Genomic DNA, 1,003 nt, shown 5'->3' on the forward strand with positions numbered 1-1,003 from the left:
AGAAGGGGTAGCTCGAGATGGCAAGGCGGCGTAGTCGTGGTCGTTTTCACAGCGCAGCTAAGCGCAATGCACCAGGCAAGTCGTTTTGGCTTCGTCCTCCTGCCTTCACTCTCACTGAGCAGCAGAACAATTCAGCTACTTTCAGCGATGTTATCCTCGCGGAGGACGACTTCCAAGATCCCTCCATCGAGCTGAATGACACGATGAAGGGCGCCCCTGTGCTCGAGCGCCTCATCATCAAGTGTGGCTTCGCGCAGACGTTCGACTCGAACTACTTCCTCCCCGCGGGCTTCGGTCAGGTCACGATGCTCGTAGAGGCGATGGTCTTCACTCAGGAGGACCAGTTCACGACGCTCGTCGCTAACACGACTGAGTTCGACCTCACGCTGCGCAACAACCGCATTCTAGGGTACGGGGTCATGGACTACACGCATCAGACTGGAGCTCGCACCGCTTCCGTGCAGCAGATGGACCTCAACATCACCTTCGAGCCAAAGACTCGCGTCAAGCTACGTGAGAAGTCGCTTGGTGTCGCCGTTCGGGGGAACTTCAATTTGGGCAATGCTGCCTCGCTTGCGAACTTCGTGTGGTGCCAACCCACCATGCTCGTGCGGGTACCGTAGCTGTGTAGACCCCCCCCCCCGGGGGTCGTACCATCGGGTTGGATGGCGAAAGGCAGACGGGACGCGGGACGTTCTATGTCCCACCGCAACTGCCGCTAAATGCCGCTAGGAGACCATGATGGAAGAACCTAAAGATGGACAATTCAGACGCCCGGCGCGCGACCGTGGAGTACGCCGCCCAATGTTGGCTACGCACCGGGAAGTGCTTCTGGCCAGAATGTGCTTGCGACTCGCTGACTCGCTCGGCGCCGGAGACTCCGATCAGGAGTGGCTCGAGCTCTACAACGACATTAAGTCGCTCGCAGAAGGGGTAGCTCGAGATGGCAAGGCGGCGTAGTCGTGGTCGTTTTCACAGCGCAGCTAAGCGCAATGCACCAGGC

At 59.0% G+C, this 1,003-nt stretch carries 1 protein-coding gene; it reads left to right on the top strand.

The features are described from left to right. Nucleotides 1-17 precede the first annotated feature (17 nt). Nucleotides 18-623 (top strand): hypothetical protein, encoded by a 606-nt coding sequence (locus ACGH47_RS11365; protein WP_411623483.1) that lies wholly within the window; start codon nt 18-20, stop codon nt 621-623. Nucleotides 624-1,003: the final 380 nt, after the last annotated feature.

The sequence above is a fragment of the Gilliamella sp. CG16 genome (assembly GCF_046635785.1).
In the GTDB taxonomy this organism is placed as follows: Bacteria; Pseudomonadota; Gammaproteobacteria; order Enterobacterales; family Orbaceae; genus Gilliamella; species Gilliamella apicola_I.